This is a genomic window from Alishewanella sp. HL-SH05 (assembly GCF_052655985.1).
On the sequence record NZ_CP199753.1, the window covers coordinates 77311 to 93140 of the forward strand.

Consider the following 15830-nt stretch of genomic DNA (forward strand, 5'->3'; position numbering starts at 1 on the left):
CGTACTATGGTTTTGTAAATTAACAGCTTACCGTTAACGGAGCTCTAAGTCGTGCTATGAAGTATAAAGATACGATGCAGCAAGCCACGGATAAAGCCGCTCAAGTCGTTGCTTTTCTGAAACATAACCAGCTGGCGGCTCATCCGACAAACTACACGGTTGGGTATGAGTATATCAGTGGTAACAACAACGCGTTGTGCCAAGCAATTGAAGAAAAACTGGCTGCAAAAGCCCGCTTTGATGATTTCATTATGGCGGAGTTATACAACCGTCATTTGCTTCCCGAACAACAACAACAAGAGCAGTTACTGCAAGATGTTTCTGGTATGGTCACGCGCCTGTCTGGTTATACCGACTTAGCGGCTGAAGCCACTGAAGATTTTATTGATCAGCTTGATCATACCGTGTTTAAACTTGAACAAGATGCCATGCCAATGCCACCGGCATTAGCAGAGTTAAAACAAGTTACCCTGACTTACCGCAAACAACAGCAACAGCTAAATCAACAGCTGGTAAGTGCCAATCAACAAAGCCACCAACTACGCAATGAACTTGAGCAAATCAAGCAACAGCGTTTACAAGACCCCTTAACCGGCTTGTATAACCGCGTAGCGATGCAAAGCCAAGTTGATTTATGGCTTAGTGAACAGCCTGATCGACAAATTGCGGCCATCGCGGTCGACTTAGACCATTTCAGCCGCTTTAATCGGGATTATGGTCATCTTATTGGCGACATAATATTGTCGAAAGTGGCAACTAAAGTGCGCAGTTATGTGCAAGAAAGCGGCCTACCTGTTCGTTCTGGTGGCGAACAATTCTTGTTATTACTACCCGATGTTGATTTACGCACTGCTAATGAAATTGCCGAACAAGTGCGTAAAGGCGTAGAAAAACTCCGTTTTATTTCTGCAAAAGACAAAAAGAGTTTGCCTAAAATCACCATTTCTCTTGGTGTCGCCCTGTATCAATCATCAGAAAACTGGTATCAGTTCTTAGCACGTACTGACAGCATCATGCAGCTCGCTAAACAGCGTGGGCGTAATCAAGTTGCCAGTGAAAGCATGCTAGCATTTGCCTAAGTTGCCGTTTACGGCAGTCGTTGACTTGACTACCGAATTTTCCCCTGTTCTGCAGTTACGCCTGTTGGCTCGGCTGCAGTAATCTTTTACACTAACAGTCTAGTATTTAAATCAGGCACTGTTATGAGCGATTCCAACAACAACACGACACATTTTGGCTTTAAATCGGTACCGGCAGAACAAAAGGTTGCCATGGTTGCGGATGTGTTTCATTCGGTAGCTGCCAAGTACGATATTATGAATGATGTCATGTCACTGGGCATTCATCGGTTGTGGAAACGCTTTACCATTGATTGTAGTGGTGTGCGCCCTGGCCAGCAGGTCCTTGATTTAGCCGGAGGAACAGGTGACATTACCGCACTTTTCTCAAAACGCGTCGGCACCACTGGCAAGGTAGTATTAGCCGATATCAATGAATCGATGCTCAATGTTGGCCGTGATAAATTACGTGATTTGGGCTTGGTCAATAATATTGAATATGTGCAAGCGAATGCAGAAGCCCTACCCTTTGCCGATAACAGCTTTGATATCGTTTCTATCGGCTTTGGTTTACGCAATGTCACCGACAAAGACGCCGCCTTACGTTCCATCTTTCGCGTATTAAAGCCGGGGGGGCGCTTATTGGTACTGGAGTTCTCTAAGCCTAGCCATGAATGGTTAAGCAAGGCCTACGACTTATATTCGTTCCGCTTATTGCCCTTTATGGGGCAATTAATTGCGAATGATAAAGAAAGCTATCAGTATCTGGCAGAATCTATCCGTATGCACCCTGACCAAGACACCTTAAAAGCCATGATGAGCGCTGCGGGCTTTGCCGAAGTCACCTACGAAAACTTAACCGGCGGTATTGTAGCGTTACACCGCGGGTATAAATTCTAATGTTACCCTTACTACCGCAATTACTTTGTGCTATCGCTGAAAAACTCAGCCGTAAGTTAATTGCGATGGATCCTGCTTGTAAGCCTGCTTTACAGCGTCTGCAAGGCAAGCAGCTGTCTTTTTGTTTACGCGACTTAAACTTAACCTTAGTGGTTAGCGCCAGTCATGACTCGTTACTGATTAATATGCATAACGAGGCTACTGATTGTAAAATCTCCACAAATTTAGCGACCTTACGCCAGCTGCGTGATCCCAGCCAGCTCACTAAATTGATTAAAAGTGATGCTCTAGACATTGATGGTGATTTACAAGTTGCCCAGCAATTTTCTTATTTTTTACAGCAATTAAATCCCGATTGGCAGCACGCTTTATCGGGCTATATCGGTGATGCCGCAGCACATAAAATCAGTATTACCTTGAGCCAGTTACAAGCCTATTTGCAAGAAAAAGTAAAATTACTCAGTCAATTACAACTGGAGTTGGTTCAAGATGAACTGCGGCTCAGCCCAACCCGTTTAGAAGCAGATCAATTTACCCAAGAACTTAGCGAGCTACAGGCACGATTAGAAATGTTACGTCGCCAGTTAAAACAATACCAGGAGCTTTAGGTGCGGATAAGTCGTTTTTACCAGATCCAAAAAACTATGCTGCAATACGGTCTGGACGAACTACTGCCAAAACACTGGCAACCTTGGTACGCGCGTTTATTCCGTCGTTGTGCCTTTTGGTTACGTAATCGTTATCCAGAACACGCCGTGGGCGCCAGATTGCGTTTAGCCTTGCAAAGTTTAGGGCCGGTGTGGATTAAATTTGGCCAAATGCTCTCAACTCGCCGTGACCTGCTTCCCGCCGCCTTGGTGGATGAATTAAGTATTTTGCAGGATAAAGTGGCGCCATTTCCTGGAGAGGAAGCACAGCAACTGATCGAGCAAGCACTAGGGTTAAACCACATCAGTGATTTATTTGCCGATTTTGATGTGACACCTTTAGCCTCAGCCTCGATTGCCCAAGTGCATACCGCGCAATTGCGCCAAGACGATGGCCGTATCGCAGACGTCGTAATCAAAGTGATCCGCCCCGGTATTCGCAAACAAATTTTGGCTGATTTAGCGCTAATGGATAGCTTAGCGCAAATTGCAGCACGGTTTTTACCTGACGGCAAACGTTTGCGACCACGCGAAGTCGTCGCGGAATACCGCAAAACCATTTTAGATGAATTAGATTTACAACGTGAAGCCGCCAATGCCATTCAATTAAAACGTAATTTCGAAGGCTCAGATTCGCTGTATATTCCTTTGGTTTACGCTGATCACTGTCGCAACAATGTCATGGTGATGGAACGTATTTATGGTATTCCAGTATCGGATATTCCGGCGCTGCAAGCACAAGGCACCGACATGGAATTGCTGGCCAAACGCGGTGTAGAAGTGTTTTTTACGCAGGTGTTTCGCGACAGTTTTTTTCACGCCGATATGCATCCGGGTAATATCTTTGTCTCGCGTGAACATCCCGAGAACCCACTGTACATCGGCATCGACTGTGGCATCGTGGGCACCTTAAATGCTGAAGATAAACGCTATTTAGCTGAAAACTTTGTCGCCTTTTTTAACCGTGATTATCGCAAAGTGGCACAACTTCATCTGGATTCGGGCTGGGTACCGGCTCATACCAAAGTAGAAGAGTTTGAAAGCGCAATCCGTACCGTGTGTGAACCTATCTTTCAAAAACCGTTGGCCGAAATTTCCTTTGGCCAAGTCCTGCTCAATTTATTTAATACCGCGCGACGCTTTGAAATGCAGGTACAGCCGCAACTGGTACTTTTACAAAAAACCTTGCTTTATATCGAAGGGCTTGGTCGCCAGCTCTATCCGCAGCTGGATCTGTGGAAAACAGCGAAACCCTTTTTAGAAAATTGGGTAAAACAACAAGTCGGTTTACCCGCTATTTGGCGCCAGGTAAAAGAGAACCTGCCGTTTTGGGCTGAAAAGATGCCGCAAATGCCGGAATTATTTCATCGCTATTTGCAGCAAGGCCCACAACAACAGCAAGCCTTGTTATTGCAACTACAACAACTGCAACTGCAGCAACAACAAAGCAAACGGCAAATAATTAACGCTATTCTTGCTGCAGCCAGCGTGATTAGTGCTAGTATAACGTTCAATCAAGGGAACACTTGGCTTTCTACCACACTGGGGCTGTTCGCCGCCTTCTTTGTAATTAAAGCCCTTTTGGCTTAGCCAGCGCATAACATAGTTTTAGCATCGATGAGGAGTGCAACATGGGTATCAGTATTTGGCAATTATTAATTGTCTTAGTCATCGTGGTGTTATTGTTTGGCACGAAACGTCTAGGCAGCATAGGCAATGATCTTGGCGCTGCTATCAAAGGGTTTCGTAACTCAGTAAAAGATGAAAAAGCCGACGACGAAACAGACGAAAGCTTTAAAAAACCAGAGCAACTTGCTGAGAAATCGCATGGTGCAACTGAGTCAACTTCTACACAGTCTGTTAACTCTGAGAAAGATAAACACTAACTATGGGCTTTTGGGAACTCCTCGTCATTGCCATAGTAGCGTTACTCGTGCTTGGGCCAGAACGTTTACCAGGTGCTATCCGCAGTACCATGAAAACAGTGCGTAGCGTGAAGCAGTTTGGCCAACAAATGCAAGCCGAACTCAGCGACAACCTACGGATACACGAATTACATCAAAAACTTAAAGATGCTGAAGCTAAAAACTTACTTAATCTTAGTGATGATGAAAAAGCAGCCATCAAAGAATTAACTGAAGCGGCAAATTCGGTAAGACCATCCAATGCCCAAATGTCATTGAACAACTTAACTCAACAACTTGGCAAAGACCTCACCCCTACTTCCAGTGAGACTGTCGTAAAAGATGAAAACAAAACCGGATCCTAATAGCCTTCTTGGTCACTTAATTGAATTACGCAATAGAATACTGCGCTCTGTTATTGCAGTATTAGTGGTATTCCTTTGTTTGGCTTATTTTGCACGCGACATCTACGCTTTACTAGCCAAACCCTTGCTGGCGGTGCTACCAGAAGGTACCAGCATGATTGCCACCGATGTGGCTGCGCCTTTCTTTGCGCCGTTTAAATTAACCTTTATGGTCTCTATTTGTTTAGCGATTCCCTATATTTTACTGCAAGTGTGGCAGTTTATTGCCCCAGCGCTATACAGCCGGGAAAAACGCTTAATGGCGCCGTTAGTGGCCAGTAGTACCTTGTTATTTTATGGTGGCATCGCTTTCGCTTATTTTATTGTCTTTCCCTTGGTTTTTGCCTTTTTCACTAGCGTCGCGCCAGAAGGTGTAACCATTGCCACTGACATTACCAGTTACCTAGACTTTGTTCTGAAGCTGTTTTTTGCTTTTGGTTTGTCCTTTGAAATTCCTATCGCCATTCTATTACTGGTATGGAGTGGTAGCGTTAGCCGTGCCACCTTGGCAGAAAAACGGCCTTACATTATTGTCGGGGCCTTTATTCTCGGCATGCTATTAACCCCACCAGATGTGTTATCACAAACGTTATTGGCTATTCCAATGTGGATGCTATTTGAAGTGGGCCTGTGGCTTAGCCGCTTTTATGAGCCTAAAGCCGATAACAGTGCAGCAGACAACACTGAGGAGCAACAACCATGATCAAACGCTTGTTAACAATTAGCAGTTTACTGCTGTGTTTCAGCCCGATCAGCATGGCACAAAGCCCCCTTGCGAATGCACTTGAACAGTGCCGCACGCTAACGCAAACAGCGCAACGCTTGGCCTGTTATGATGCCATTAATACATCGACCAATACGTTAAGTACTTCAGCACCAACACTTGCACCTGCAGAAGTCGTGCAAACTAAGCCTGAGGTTGCAGCCGAAGTTGATCTTAAAACGATAGAAAGCCAATTTGGTCACGAACGTAAGCAAGCCGTGGATAATATTGAGCAAATCACTTCTATCGTGCGAAAAGTCAGCTATAGCTTGCGTAAAGAGGTCATTGTGGAATTTGAGAATGACCAAGTGTGGCGTCAAACTCATTCTGGTTTTTATCCCATCAGTGTAGGTGAGGCACATCATATTAAGCGTGGCGCGGTCGGATCGTTTTATCTAGCCAATGATAAAAACAACCGTACGCTTAAAGTAAGACGCATTGACTAATCATGCGCTGGTTTGACTGTGGGCTTAATCTTTTTAGTGCCCAATTCGCGGCCCAAGAAAGCGCCATTATCGCTGCAGCAAATGCCGCGGGTGTCACTGATTGTTTATTAATTAGTAGCGACTTAGCCGAAAGCCAGAAAAATCTCAGCTTTTGCCAGCAACATACCGGTTGTTACAGTACTGCTGGCGTGCACCCGCACCAAGCGGCCAACGTCGGAGCAGACTGGCTGCAACAACTTGCCCTGCAGCTGCAAGCAAACCATGTATTGGCGATAGGCGAATGTGGCTTAGACTTTAATCGCAATTTTTCACCACGCGACCAACAACAACAGGTCTTTGCCGAACAGCTCACGCTGGCTAAGCAGTATCAATTACCCGTGTATCTGCACGAACGCGATGCCTTTGCTACGCAAATAGCCATGCTAAAAGAACAACCCCCGCTTCGCGGTGGCATTGCCCATTGTTTTACGGGCGATACTAACCAACTGAAAGCCTACCTTGAGCTTGGGCTTTATATTGGTATTACCGGTTGGTTATGTGACGAGCGCCGAGGCCAAGCCTTACAACAAGCTATTCAATATTTACCGGCCGATCGTTTAATCTTAGAAACCGACGCACCCTATTTAACCCCCCGAACTATCAGGCCGCGCCCTCGGCATAATACGCCCGCTTTATTGCCTGCTATTGGCGCCGAAGTTGCGCGTTTAACGGGGCAAAGCTTAGCGCAAGTAGCCGAGCAGAGTTACCAAAATAGCTGTCGTTTATTGCAATTACCCGTTGAGGATCTTACTGATGCACACTAACCGTTTTTTTCCTGCTAGCCGTTTACGCCGCATGCGTGAGCATGATTTTAGCCGACGTTTAATGGCAGAAAATCAGCTAACAGTGAACGACCTGATTTATCCGATGTTCATTATCGACGGTGTTAATAAACGCGAAGCCATTGCCTCAATGCCGGGTATAGAGCGGCTAACACTGGATTTGTTACTTGAGGAAGCCAAAGCATTAGTCGCACTCGGGATCCCTGCTATCGCGTTGTTTCCAGTCACCCCAGCCGCCAATAAATCATTAACCGCTGAAGAGGCGTGGAACCCCGATGGTTTAGCGCAGCGCGCAGTTCAGTTATTAAAGCAACATACACCCGAATTGGGCATCATTACCGATGTGGCATTAGATCCTTTTACCACGCATGGCCAAGACGGCATTATTGATGAAAAGGGTTATGTACAAAACGACATTACCACCGCAGCATTGGTAAAACAGGCATTGTCGCATGCCGCAGCCGGTGCCGATGTGGTGGCGCCCTCTGATATGATGGATGGTCGAATTGGGGCGATCCGCGAAGCATTAGAAGAAGCCGGTTATGTGAATACCCGTATCATGGCTTACTCTGCTAAATATGCCTCCAGCTATTATGGCCCGTTCCGCGATGCGGTTGGCTCAGCTGGCAACCTAAAAGGCGGCAATAAAAAGAATTACCAGATGGATCCGGCAAACAGCAATGAAGCCCTGCACGAAGTGGCCATGGATCTAGAAGAAGGCGCGGATATGGTCATGGTAAAGCCAGGTATGCCTTATCTGGATATTGTCCGTCGCGTGAAAGACGAGTTTGGCGTGCCGACTTTTGCCTACCAGGTTAGTGGTGAATACGCCATGCACATGGCCGCTATTCAAAATGGCTGGCTAGCAGAGCAACCGGTGGTTATGGAGTCGTTATTAGCCTTTAAACGGGCAGGCGCAGATGGCATTTTGACGTATTTTGCGAAGAAGGTCGCGATCTGGTTAAAACAAAACGGTTAAGCGACAAGAGGTTGCTTGCTGCCTTGCTTTTAACAATGGCGGCAAGCAGACTTAATTGATAATTAATTCCCAACCCGCTTGTTGCTGATATTGCACTTCTTGTTCTAACTCGGCACGCATTAACGGATGCTGCTCTAGCCAACCCGCTGGCATCGTTAAAGTCAGGGTTTCTGCCTTAGCGCTAATCGTTACCTGCGGTAAAGCCTCTAGCCGACGCCGCATCGACATAATCACCGCTAAACGTAAGATCCGCGTCAAACGCACGGTTAATAACACCGAGGTCATGGTTTGTCTGGCGATCACTTCCCGTGCGATATCAGCACGATGGTTATACACCAAAGCCATCACTAGCTGCTGTTGCGCACGGGTAAACCCGGGCAAGTCAGAATGATTGATAATATAAGCACCATGATGATGATGATTTTTGTATTCAATCAGTAAGCCCAGCTCATGCAATAAGGCACCAGAACGAAGCATGCTGTGCCCTTCAAACTTTTGCAGATCCCAACGGCTTTGTAATTGCCCAGCCAACTCCGTCGCCATCTCGGCAACCCGCTCGGCATGTTGCTGGTCAATAAAGTAACGTACCATCAAGCTGTTTACCGTACGATTACGCACATTACTGTCTTGCAGGCCTGGCAACATGCTATACAGCACGCCTTCGCGTAAAGCGCCACCGGACAAGGTCATGCCACTGATTTGTAGCTGCCGAAACAGCGCAATCAAAATCGCTAAACCAGAGGCAAACACTTGTTTACGTTCTTGCGCTAAACCTAAGATACTTAATTGCTCAACCGGACCACACGCCATGGCTTGCTGCATAATGTCTTCTAAACGGCGCAGTGTAATCACTTCGTCTTTGCCCTGTGCCACCAAGATTTCTTGCATGGCTTGCACGGTGCCTGACGCCCCCACCGCAATTTGCCAACCTTCATTAAGAAAAGAATCACGGATCTTAACGATCTCCGTTTCAGCCGCTTGAATCGCCGCCGAGAAATTATCTTCGCTTAATTGTTGGTCTGTAAAATAACGCTCAAGGTAGGTTACGCAGCCCATATTCAGGCTAGATAGTAAAGTCGGTGTAAAACCCTGGCCAATGACGACCTCGGTACTGGCACCGCCAATATCGATCACCAAGCGGTTGCTGTCGCTATTGGAGGTATGTGCAACACCTAAGTAAATAATGCGCGCTTCGTCTTCACCGCTAATCACTTGCACCTGTTGGCCAAGGATAGCTTCTGCTTCTTGCAAAAACACTTTGACGTTTTGGGCTAAACGTAAGGTGGCAGTCCCGACGATGCGAATATTTTCAGCCGGAATATCTTGCAAGCGCTCGGCAAATAACGCCAAACACTCCCAACCACGTTTCATGGCTTTGTGGCTGAGGACTAAGTTGTCATTTAAACCCGCAGCCAAACGTACTTTGCGTTTAACCCGGCCAATAACTTGCACAGAACCGCCAACCACTTTGACCATCAACATATGAAAACTGTTGGAGCCGAGATCAATCACCGCATAAATATCACTATGCGGTGAGCGTATCGAGGCAGCGTGATCGCTGTCGAGGGAGTGATTATCTAGGGCGGCTGCGAGGAGATCTTGTGCCATTACTCGGGCGTCCACTATTACCGCGGTTACCTGCACCACTTCGTGCTTGTGCTGGACGGCGTCTAACACGTGGCTTCGGTGGTGTAACATCAGTTAACAAGGCATCAGCATCATACTGGGTAACAGGTACCGGATGCCGAATATAATCTTCGATCGCGGTTAAGTTTAGGGCATAACGCTCACATGCAAAACTGATCGCTTTACCACTTTCACCCGCACGGCCGGTTCGACCAATACGATGCACATAATCTTCGCAATCATCGGGTAAGTCATAGTTAAATACATGACTAACCATCGGAATATGCAAACCACGCGCAGCCACATCGGTGGCAACTAAAATATCTAACTTACCGGTTGTAAAATCGTCGAGAATTTTTAAACGTTTCTTTTGAATAACATCGCCAGTCAGTAAACCGACGCGGTGACCATCAGCATCTAACCAATGATACACGTCTTCACAGGCGTGCTTAGTATTCGCAAAAACAATGGCTTTATCTGGCCATTCTTCTTCTAATAACGTCAGCAACAAAGCCATTTTGTGCTCATGTGCTGGATAAAACAGCTCTTCACTGATCCGGCTGCCGGTCATTTCTTCTGGTGCGATATGGATATGCACTGGCTGATTCATTTTTTCAAAGGCCAGTTCTTGTACCTTGTAAGACAAAGTAGCTGAAAAAAGTAAACTTAACCGCTCAGTGACTGGCGGCATACGATTAAACATAAAGCGGATGTCTTTGATAAAGCCCAGATCGAACATGCGATCAGCTTCATCTAACACCACCACTTGAATTTGTGACAGCTCAAATAAGCCTTGTTTTAAATAATCAATTAAGCGACCGGTAGTGCCGATCAAAATATCTACGCCTTGTTCCAACAATTGGCGTTGAGAATCGTAACCCTCGCCCCCATAAATCAAGCCAAGGCGCAGATTCGATTTTTGCGCTAGCATAACGGCATCATTATGGATCTGAACTGCCAACTCTCGCGTAGGAGCCATTATGATGGCGCGAGGTTGACCTGAACCCTTGGGTTCATGCGTAAGCAGATGATGGAAGGTCGCAGTAAGGAAAGCGAGTGTTTTACCCGTACCCGTCTGTGCTTGACCTGCAATGTCTTTCCCAGCAAGCGCTAGGGGTAAACATTGTGCCTGAATTGGCGTACAATAGTCATAACCTTGCGCTGCAAGAGCGTCAAGAACCTGTGGTGCCAATCCGAAATCGGCGAATTTATGCGATGTTAAGTGTGTTTTATTCATATCTACCTAGCATAACTGTTACGCTTGCAATAAGAAACAGCCGCGATTAAATTGATAATATATTTTTTGCAGTGTAACTGCACAGCATGAACGGAGAAATAGATGAGCGAACATATTTTACAGGTTTCTGACGACAGCTTTGAAGCTGATGTATTAAAAGCAGAAACGCCAGTACTGGTTGATTTCTGGGCGGAATGGTGTGGCCCATGTAAAATGATCGCGCCGATCCTGGATGATGTCGCATCTGAATATGCGGGTAAAGTTGCAGTGGCCAAGGTCAACATCGACCAAAACCCGAACACACCACCAAAATTTGGTATTCGTGGCATTCCAACCTTACTTTTATTCAAGAATGGTCAAGTTGCCGCTACTAAAGTAGGTGCTCTGTCAAAAACGCAATTAAAGCAGTTTTTAGACAGCAATATCTAACGATGCGCTAAAAAGGCGTATTTTTTGTACGCCTTTTTTCTATTGTCCGCTGGACGGACGTTATCGCAGCTGCTATTGTGTGCAGTAGCAAACACCCTGAACCACGCTTGTCTGTCGAATAAACCAACTTCTATCCCATATTTATCGAATTGATAAGCATTTAATCTGTTTCCACCAACAAGAACCCATCAAATATGCATTTAACAGAACTGAAACTGAAGCCAATTAGCGAGCTGGTTGAGTTAGCTGAGTCTATGGGCCAAGAGAACATGGCTCGTCTGCGCAAACAAGATATCATTTTCGCCATCCTTAAATCCCATGCCAAAAACGGTGAAGAAATTTACGGTGATGGTTGCTTAGAAATCTTACAGGATGGCTTTGGTTTCCTTCGTTCCTCTGACAGCTCGTACCTAGCTGGCCCAGACGATATCTATGTCTCGCCTAGCCAGATCCGCCGCTTTAACTTGCGTACGGGTGACAGCATTTCCGGTTTAATTCGGCCACCTAAAGAAGGTGAGCGATACTTCGCCCTGCTAAAAGTCAGCGAAGTTAACTTCGGCAAACCTGAGCATGCTCGTAACAAAATCTTATTCGAAAACTTAACGCCGCTGCATGCGAACTCACGTTTACGCATGGAACGGGGTAACGGTAGCCGCGAAGATATCACGGCACGTGTCCTAGACTTAGCCTCACCTATCGGTAAAGGGCAGCGCGGGTTAATTGTCGCGCCACCAAAAGCCGGTAAAACCATTCTGTTGCAAAACATAGCCCAATCTATCGCCGCCAATCATCCTGATTGTGTGCTGATGGTGTTGTTAATCGACGAACGCCCAGAAGAAGTCACCGAGATGCAGCGTTTAGTGAAAGGGGAAGTAATTGCATCTACCTTTGATGAACCGGCTAGCCGTCACGTACAAGTTGCTGAAATGGTTATCGAAAAAGCCAAGCGCTTGGTTGAACACAAGAAAGACGTGATCATCCTGCTTGACTCGATTACGCGTTTAGCTCGCGCTTACAACACCGTGATCCCTAGCTCAGGCAAGGTATTAACCGGTGGTGTGGATGCAAACGCCTTGCACAAACCAAAGCGTTTCTTTGGTGCGGCACGTAACGTTGAGGAAGGCGGCAGTTTAACCATTATCGCCACAGCCTTAGTAGATACCGGTTCTAAAATGGACGAGGTTATCTACGAAGAATTTAAAGGTACCGGTAACATGGAACTGCACTTATCGCGGAAAATCGCTGAGCGCCGTGTGTTCCCTGCTATCGACTTTAACCGTTCAGGTACGCGCCGTGAAGAATTACTGGCGTCACCAGAAGAACTACAAAAAATGTGGATCCTGCGGAAAATCTTACATCCCATGGATGAAACCGATTGTATGGAATTCCTTATCGATAAGTTGTTAATGACTAAAACAAACGACGAATTCTTTGATGCGATGAAGCGTCAAAAGTCTTAAGTTGAGTTGTTAATAAAAAAACCGGCGCAAGCCGGTTTTTTTATGACTGTATGCCGCATTTAACAAAACGAACCGCATAGCACGTTATGCACTACTCGTTTCGTGCGTAAAAACACCGCTTAAAAAATCTCAATAGCAAACCGTTACTCGCGTTAGCCAATTACTTGATGTACTAACGGTGCTACCGCGGTACGGTCAAAACGACACGCAGCTAAAAATTCTGCTTTTGCCATCTCGGCTGCAGCCGTGGTTGCCGCATGCACGGTGGCTAAAGGTTGCCCTATACTGACTTGATTTCCCGCACTTACAATCTGACTAAAGCCAACCGCAGGGTCAATTTTCTGTGCAGGATGCGAACGCCCTCCACCCAATCTTACAACGGCCATGCCTAAACCAACGGTGTTGGCATAGTGCAGTTCTCCTGCTTGAGGTGACTCGATCACTAAACTCACTGGTGCTGCCGCTAAATATTGCGCAGGCTTTTCAAACAAGTCTGCGGGGCCACCCATGGCACTGACCATCTTCGCAAAAATCTCTGCCGCTTTACCCGAACTCAAACTGTGCTCTAACGCAGCTACTGCAGCGGCTTTATCGGCATACACCTTGCCTAGAACCAGCATATTCGCACCCAGTTCTAAGGTTAATTGATGTAATCTTGGCTCTCGGTATTTACCGGTTAAATAATCCAGCGTTTCCATCACTTCTAACGCATTACCCGCAGTAGCCCCTAAGATTTGATTCATATCAGTAATTAACGCGCGCGTAGCGACACCTGCACCGGTTGCAGTGTTAACAATGCTGTTCGCCAGCGCAGCAGCATCATCCGCCGTTGCCATAATGGCCCCATTGCCCACTTTAACGTCCATCACCAGCACATCTAAGCCTTCAGACAACTTTTTCGACAAAATAGACGCGGTAATCAGTGGTATAGATTCTACCGTGGCCGTCACATCACGAATGCCATACAAACGACGATCTGCAGGGGCGAGCTCACTACTTTGACCAACAATAACGCAACCTAACTCAGGTAACAGTTGGCGAATACGGCTCAGTGATTGCGTACAGCTATAGCCTGGGATTGCTTCCAGTTTGTCTACTGTGCCCCCCGTATGGCCCAACCCGCGGCCGGCAATACTTGGCATATAGGCACCACAGGCTGCGACCATCGGAGCTAACATGAGCGTGACTTTATCACCCACACCACCCGTACTGTGTTTATCAACTACCGGGCCATTTAACTGACCTTGCCAATTCAATACCGTGCCTGAATCGCGCATCGCTAACGTTAAGGATACGGTCTCGGCTACCGTCATACCGTTTAAATAAATGGCCATGGCCAGCGCAGCCGCTTGGCTATCGCTAAAGCTGTCGTCTGTTAAACCTTGTACGAACTGTTTAATCTCGGCCTCAGTTAATACTTGGCCATTCCGTTTTGTTTTAATAATTTCCTGTGGGATCGCCATGCTTAATCCTTTGATATCTTGTTACTAGCAGCTAAATAGTTAGGGGTAAAGGCATCGGGTAATAAGTATTGCAGTTCCCAATGTTGCTGTTGACCTAAATGGTTACAACTGGCAATAGGGCTGTCTGGTTGGAAAAATTCTGCAATCACCTGACGACACATACCGCAAGGCGGTGTCAGCTTTTCTTGTGGGGTATAGACCATCACGGCCAGTAATTTACGATGCCCCGCCAACACGGCAGCGGCGATGGCATTGCGCTCTGCACATACCGTTGCACCGTAAGAAGCATTTTCAACGTTACAACCAGCAAAGATGTGGCCATTCTCGGTCAGTACAGCCACGCCTACAGGGAATTGACTATAAGGGGCGTATGCCTGCGCAGCGGCGTCTTTTGCGGCCGCTTCTAACGCGGCCCAATTAATTGTCTTCACAGCTAAAACTCAGTGACTAATGGGCATATAGTTTTGCTGGGTTTTTCGCTGCGGTCAAGCGCTTGCGGTTAATGACGTTAAACGACGGCAAAACAACATAATCATCAGCAGTAGCCAGCCACAGGCTAAAGGTACTAACCAGTAAGCGTTTAAAATACCAGCCTGTTCCGCCCATACCCCAGTGGCTAAACCGGCAAATTGAAAGCCCACAGAAGTGCCAATGCTGGCAATACCCGATAACACAGGGCCATTATCACTATCCATACCCATCGCGGTTGCCAACATCAGTGGAAATAAGCCGCCGATGCCTAAGCCCAGTAATACATTACCTGCGGTAAGTTGTGGCAAACCGACACTCAGTTTTAATAACAAAGCACCACTCAGTGCGAGCGAGGCTAGCAGCAACATTAATTGCGCTGGGCTACACCACCGGAGTAATAAAGCGAAGCCCAAGCGGCTGAGCACCATACCACCGGTAAACCAAGCAAGTAATAATCGCGCTTGCTCGGTTTCTATACCGATACCGTCTGCTGCGTAACTGACAAACCAATTACCTTGGCCCCACTCGGCTGCGCCGTAGCCAATCATCACCAAAAACATTAAAAAAAATAGCGGCTGGCGCAGCACTTTGACATAAGACAAACTACTGCCTTTGTGCTCCGCCTTACTGGCCATTTGTGGCTGCGCCTTGGCGACATATAAGCTGTAAAACCCTAATAGCAGTAGACCCAACGCAATAAAACGCAGCGGCCAGCGCCAGTCGTCTAGCACCCAAAATAACACTACGACCCATAAGGGCGCGGCCAAGGTCCCTAAACTAAACATAAAATCCATCAGGCCCATCATCGCGGCGCGTTTATTCGCAAACAATCTCGCGATCAAGGTGTGGCCCACAGTAAACATCACCGCGTAAGTCATGCCCACTAACACGATGAGCGGCAGTAATAACTGCCAGCGAGTAATAAATGAGAACAATAACAGTAACAAGGTTTCAACCAACGCCAAGCTGGCAAACAACCTTAAAAAGTGAAAACGCTGCGCATATTTGCCGCCCATCACCGCCCCAAAAATGGCACCCATCGACAACAAACTAAAAAATAGACCACTGATACTGGTCGACATTTGTAGGTCTTTGGCCATATCAGGCAATAAAATGCCCCATAAAATGATCAAATTACCTAACAGAAAAAAACCACTAAAAATCACTACGGTTGGCGCTGCACGCGACATAACCTACTCCAAAATGCTGACCGAAGGAGCTT

Annotated in this window: 17 protein-coding genes; 12 read left to right on the forward strand and 5 right to left on the reverse strand. The window is 46.7% G+C overall.

The window, feature by feature from the left end; translation table 11 throughout:
• Nucleotides 1-56: 56 nt before the first annotated feature.
• The 10 genes from ACUJFL_RS00390 to hemB all read left to right on the forward strand — a co-directional run bounded on the left by ACUJFL_RS00390 (nt 57) and on the right by hemB (nt 7922).
• Nucleotides 57-1079: a GGDEF domain-containing protein gene (locus ACUJFL_RS00390; protein WP_445428168.1), complete on the forward strand. Its 1023-nt coding sequence runs from the start codon at nt 57-59 to the stop codon at nt 1077-1079.
• Nucleotides 1080-1202: 123 nt separating this feature from the next.
• A complete protein-coding gene (gene ubiE, locus ACUJFL_RS00395) occupies nt 1203-1958 on the forward strand; it encodes a bifunctional demethylmenaquinone methyltransferase/2-methoxy-6-polyprenyl-1,4-benzoquinol methylase UbiE (protein WP_226751349.1) in 756 nt (251 codons plus the stop codon).
• Complete coding sequence (locus ACUJFL_RS00400) at nt 1958-2566, forward strand: ubiquinone biosynthesis accessory factor UbiJ (protein ID WP_226751350.1); 609 nt, start codon at nt 1958-1960, stop codon at nt 2564-2566. Before ubiE ends, ACUJFL_RS00400 begins: the two co-directional genes overlap by 1 nt.
• Nucleotides 2567-4195 carry a ubiquinone biosynthesis regulatory protein kinase UbiB gene (gene ubiB, locus ACUJFL_RS00405; RefSeq protein WP_445428169.1) on the forward strand — a complete coding sequence of 543 codons (1629 nt, stop codon included), beginning with the start codon at nt 2567-2569 and terminating at the stop codon, nt 4193-4195.
• A 41-nt stretch (nt 4196-4236) separates the two neighbouring features.
• Entirely contained in the window at nt 4237-4491 is a 255-nt protein-coding gene (tatA, locus tag ACUJFL_RS00410) for a twin-arginine translocase TatA/TatE family subunit (RefSeq protein WP_226751352.1), read from the forward strand.
• A gap of 2 nt (nt 4492-4493) precedes the next feature.
• Nucleotides 4494-4874, forward strand: a complete 381-nt coding sequence (tatB, locus tag ACUJFL_RS00415) for a Sec-independent protein translocase protein TatB (protein ID WP_226751353.1) — start codon at nt 4494-4496, stop codon at nt 4872-4874.
• Entirely contained in the window at nt 4852-5616 is a 765-nt protein-coding gene (tatC, locus tag ACUJFL_RS00420; protein ID WP_445428170.1) for a twin-arginine translocase subunit TatC, read from the forward strand. Before tatB ends, tatC begins: the two co-directional genes overlap by 23 nt.
• Nucleotides 5613-6122 carry a hypothetical protein gene (locus ACUJFL_RS00425; protein ID WP_445428171.1) on the forward strand — a complete coding sequence of 170 codons (510 nt, stop codon included), beginning with the start codon at nt 5613-5615 and terminating at the stop codon, nt 6120-6122. Before tatC ends, ACUJFL_RS00425 begins: the two co-directional genes overlap by 4 nt.
• Nucleotides 6123-6124: 2 nt before the next feature.
• Nucleotides 6125-6925, forward strand: a complete 801-nt coding sequence (locus ACUJFL_RS00430) for a TatD family hydrolase (protein ID WP_445428172.1) — start codon at nt 6125-6127, stop codon at nt 6923-6925.
• The gene (gene hemB, locus ACUJFL_RS00435; RefSeq protein ID WP_445428173.1) at nt 6915-7922 is read left to right on the forward strand and encodes a porphobilinogen synthase; all 1008 of its coding nucleotides are present in this window, start codon (nt 6915-6917) and stop codon (nt 7920-7922) included. Before ACUJFL_RS00430 ends, hemB begins: the two co-directional genes overlap by 11 nt.
• Before the next feature lie 51 nt (nt 7923-7973).
• Here hemB and gppA read toward each other — a convergent pair whose 3' ends face one another.
• Together gppA and rhlB are read right to left on the reverse strand one after the other, a co-directional pair.
• Nucleotides 7974-9530 (reverse strand): guanosine-5'-triphosphate,3'-diphosphate diphosphatase, encoded by a 1557-nt coding sequence (gppA, locus tag ACUJFL_RS00440; protein WP_267867499.1) that lies wholly within the window; start codon nt 9528-9530, stop codon nt 7974-7976.
• On the reverse strand, nt 9496-10785 hold the full coding sequence (gene rhlB / locus ACUJFL_RS00445; RefSeq protein WP_306178594.1) for an ATP-dependent RNA helicase RhlB: 1290 nt from the start codon (nt 10783-10785) through the stop codon (nt 9496-9498). Before rhlB ends, gppA begins: the two co-directional genes overlap by 35 nt.
• A 102-nt stretch (nt 10786-10887) precedes the next feature.
• On the opposite strand from rhlB, the gene trxA reads away from it, so the two are divergent.
• Both trxA and rho read left to right on the forward strand, forming a co-directional pair.
• Nucleotides 10888-11214, forward strand: coding sequence for a thioredoxin TrxA (trxA, locus tag ACUJFL_RS00450; protein ID WP_226751359.1), 327 nt, complete (start codon nt 10888-10890; stop codon nt 11212-11214).
• A gap of 194 nt (nt 11215-11408) precedes the next feature.
• Entirely contained in the window at nt 11409-12674 is a 1266-nt protein-coding gene (rho, locus tag ACUJFL_RS00455) for a transcription termination factor Rho (protein WP_226751360.1), read from the forward strand.
• A gap of 152 nt (nt 12675-12826) precedes the next feature.
• On the opposite strand, the gene deoA is transcribed toward rho, so the two are convergent.
• From deoA to ACUJFL_RS00470, 3 genes are read right to left on the reverse strand one after another with little or no spacing between them, the layout of a single operon-like run.
• Complete coding sequence (gene deoA, locus ACUJFL_RS00460; RefSeq protein WP_445428174.1) at nt 12827-14137, reverse strand: thymidine phosphorylase; 1311 nt, start codon at nt 14135-14137, stop codon at nt 12827-12829.
• 2 nt (nt 14138-14139) lie between these two features.
• Entirely contained in the window at nt 14140-14568 is a 429-nt protein-coding gene (locus ACUJFL_RS00465) for a cytidine deaminase (protein WP_445428175.1), read from the reverse strand.
• 54 nt (nt 14569-14622) lie between these two features.
• Nucleotides 14623-15798, reverse strand: a complete 1176-nt coding sequence (locus tag ACUJFL_RS00470; protein WP_445428176.1) for an MFS transporter — start codon at nt 15796-15798, stop codon at nt 14623-14625.
• Nucleotides 15799-15830: the final 32 nt, after the last annotated feature.